The organism is Vibrio sp. 10N.222.48.A3 (assembly GCF_041475345.1).
GTDB classification, from domain to species: Bacteria; Pseudomonadota; Gammaproteobacteria; order Enterobacterales; family Vibrionaceae; genus Vibrio; species Vibrio tasmaniensis_A.
Genome location: NZ_JBFRVX010000164.1, coordinates 1 through 3,261 on the forward strand (window position 1 = coordinate 1; position 3,261 = coordinate 3,261).

Annotated in this window: 3 protein-coding genes; 2 read left to right on the forward strand and 1 reads right to left on the reverse strand. The window is 44.6% G+C overall.

Going from position 1 to position 3,261, the window contains the following annotated elements; genetic code table 11:
* Both AB4653_RS06015 and AB4653_RS06020 read left to right on the forward strand, forming a co-directional pair.
* Positions 1–1,737 (forward strand): methyl-accepting chemotaxis protein (locus AB4653_RS06015; protein ID WP_372103574.1); only part of this gene is annotated, 1,737 nt, incomplete at its 5' end.
* Between the two features lie 338 nt (positions 1,738–2,075).
* Complete coding sequence (locus AB4653_RS06020; protein ID WP_009845810.1) at positions 2,076–2,276, forward strand: chromosome segregation ATPase; 201 nt, start codon at positions 2,076–2,078, stop codon at positions 2,274–2,276.
* A gap of 285 nt (positions 2,277–2,561) precedes the next feature.
* Here AB4653_RS06020 and AB4653_RS06025 read toward each other — a convergent pair.
* A partial coding sequence (locus tag AB4653_RS06025; protein WP_372103577.1) for a TOBE domain-containing protein occupies positions 2,562–3,261 on the reverse strand: 700 nt, incomplete at its 5' end.

Genomic DNA, 3,261 nt, shown 5'->3' on the forward strand with positions numbered 1-3,261 from the left:
GACCGTGAAGTCTCTCAGCTATTGTTAGCTGCAGAACAAATTGCTTCGAATGAATTCATTTCTGACGCTATCGAATCGACCGATCGTGATGCCGTCTTAGAGAACAAGCTAGTAAAGCAATTGAACAATGTTCGTAACCAATACCAGCTAAATGATGCCTCAGTAGCGAACCGTCAAACGGCCTACTACTGGAACCAAGATGGCTTCTTGCGTCAACTCAATCAACAGCAAGATGGTTGGTTCTTTGGCTTTACGCAATCTGGCCAGCAGACAATGGTCAGTATGTTCCAAGAAGCGACAGGTGAAGTGAAAATGTTCGCTAACTACCAACAACCTTCTGGTTTAGCGATGTCTGGCTTATCGAAATCGATGGGTGACATGGTAAGTCTACTCAATAGTTTTAAGATCGAAGATACCGGTTTTGTTTTCTTAACGAATAGCCAAGGTGATGTTCAAATTCATCGCGAACGTTCGCTTAGTGATTCATCACTTCAACAACTTTACGGTCCTCAATCTAGTCAGTTGTTAAGCAAGTCAGGATTTAACCTGATTACAACGGAACATAAAGGACAAGAGTTGTTTGTCGCGAGTTTGTATGTGCCGTCAATGGATTGGTTCGTTGTTGGTGAAGTTCCGACGAGCGAAGTTTTTGCTGAGCTTGATGCAACGGCTAAACAGATGCTGATCATGACCGCTGTTGTAGCGTTAATCTTTATTCTGATGGGCGTGGTGCTAGCAAACAGTATTACTCAACCGATTAAACTTTTGGCTAAGCGATTCGGTGACCTTGGCGAAGGTGACGGTGACCTTGCTCAGCGTATCGAAGTGAAAGGCAACGATGAAATTGCACAGCTTTCAAAGGGCTTTAATGGATTCATCGAAAAGATTCACGAGTCGATGAAAGAGGTGTTTTCTACAAGCCAAGCACTTCAAGTCGCCGCTGAGAGTGTTTCTAACAAAGCGCACATCACCCACGACAATAGCCAAGAACAACGAGATCAAACTCTTCAGGTAGTTGCAGCCATTAACCAGATGGGCATGACAATCAGCGAGATTGCATCGAATGCGGCAACGGCTGCGGAAACGGCAACACAGGCTTCAGGCAATACTGAAGTAGGCCGATCTGTGGTAAACAAAGCAAAAGACGCGATCAGCCGTTTAGCGCAAGACATCGAAAGTACAGGTCAAGTGGTAGAGCAGTTAGCTTCAACGACTCAAGACATTGGCTCTATTTTGGGTGTAATTCGTGACATCTCTGAACAAACCAACCTACTAGCTCTGAACGCTGCTATTGAAGCTGCGCGTGCGGGTGAACAAGGTCGCGGCTTTGCCGTTGTAGCCGATGAGGTTCGTAACCTAGCAAGCCGTACCGCAGATTCTACTGAAGAGATTCAGAAGATGATCAACCAACTGCAAAGTGATGCTAAAGATGCCGTAACGGCGATGAGTGCAGGCAAAGTGATTACACTTGAAGGCGTATCGGCGTCGGATGAAGCGGTGGACGTACTGGGTGGTATTTCAGACCGTATCGTTGATATCACTGATCGTAACACTCAAGTGGCAACGGCAACGGAAGAGCAATCAACCGTAGTTCATACCATCAACCAGAATATTGAAGAAATCAACGCGATTAACGAAGTGACGACTGGAACCGCAGAGCAGCTTGCTGAAGCGAGCCAAGAACTTCAACAGCTTTCTTCTCGTCTAGATAAGATGGTTGGCTCGTTTAAGCTTTAATAGCGGATAAACTTGCAACACTTACATTGGAGCCGGATTCATTTCACGTGACCCCGGCTTTTTTACGTCTGATATGCTTGTTCGTTTGATACGGCACTTTACGTTTGATACGGCACTTTACGTTTGCTAGGCAGTTTATGTTTGGTGTGGCTTTTACGTCTGATGCTAATTGTTACGTTTGGTATAGCTTTTTACGTTGAACGTCGCCATTCAGACCGCAGTTCTGCATTTAAGCTGATGTTCACTTGATCTGGTTTCGGGCTTTGCACCTAATCGCCCTAGCATCATAGAGCGTAAATGAGTAAAATCTCGCTAGGTTTAATATTTAGGTAAGTATCATGAGCGATTTTGAAAAAGAACTAGAGCAGATGACTCAAGAGATGGGCGATGAGCCTGAAGTGAAACTTCCATCACTTGAAGAGCAAAAAGCGATCGTTGCTGAATTTAAGCGACTAGAAGCGGAAGGCAAACTGACACCTGAAGTGTTAGAACAGCATTTTGGCCAGTTCAATAAAACAAGTGATACGCCAATTCACTAAGTTATTTACTACGATTGGTATTAAAGTTGAGCAAGCCTATATCTTTATCGTTTAGATAGGATGGCTTTTAGCTCAAACAGATAAAGGTCTAGCATTCGCTAGGCCTTTTTTGTTTTTATACTGAACAGACAACAGACAACAGACAACAGACAACAGACAACAGACAACAGACAAAGCGCGATCTATTTAATGAAAGTAAAACTCGTTGTCAGAAAATGAGAAATCCCCCTTACAAGGTAAGAGGGATTCGATACGGGCAAGTTATATCCTAAAACGACGAATTGATTAGTCGGTGCCGTACTCTTTGTACAAGCGACGACATGCTCTACCATCGCTATGGAACAAGTGACAACGGTGTGCAGGAATACCAATCGCTAGCTTGTCACCAGACTCAATCGTCAACGTGTCTGGCTGGCGATAGATAACGTCAGCATCGGCACTGTCGAGGTTTAGGTAAACTTGTGTTTCGTTACCGAGCTTCTCGACCATCAACACATCAGCTTCAATCGTCGCATCACCTGTTTCAGCAGACAACAAGTGCTCAGGACGAACTCCTAGAGACATACGGTCACCAGCGTTGACAGTCGTGCCATCAACTGGGATCCAGAAAGTCATACCGTTTGAAAGTTGTACCAATACGCGTTCTGCTTCAGCTTGTTCGATGTGAACCGACATAAAGTTCATTTTTGGTGAGCCAATAAAGCCAGCAACGAAACGGTTTTGAGGATAGTGGTAAAGATCAAGAGGTTTACCCACTTGAGAAACAAAACCACCATCAAGCACAACGATTTTATCCGCCATTGTCATCGCTTCAACTTGGTCGTGTGTTACATAAATCATGGTACAGCCCAGTTGACGCTGTAGCTTCGTGATTTGTGAACGCATTTGAACACGCAGTGCTGCATCCAGGTTAGATAGAGGTTCATCAAGTAGGAATACGTTTGGTTGAGAAACCAGAGTACGACCGATAGCAACACGTTGACGT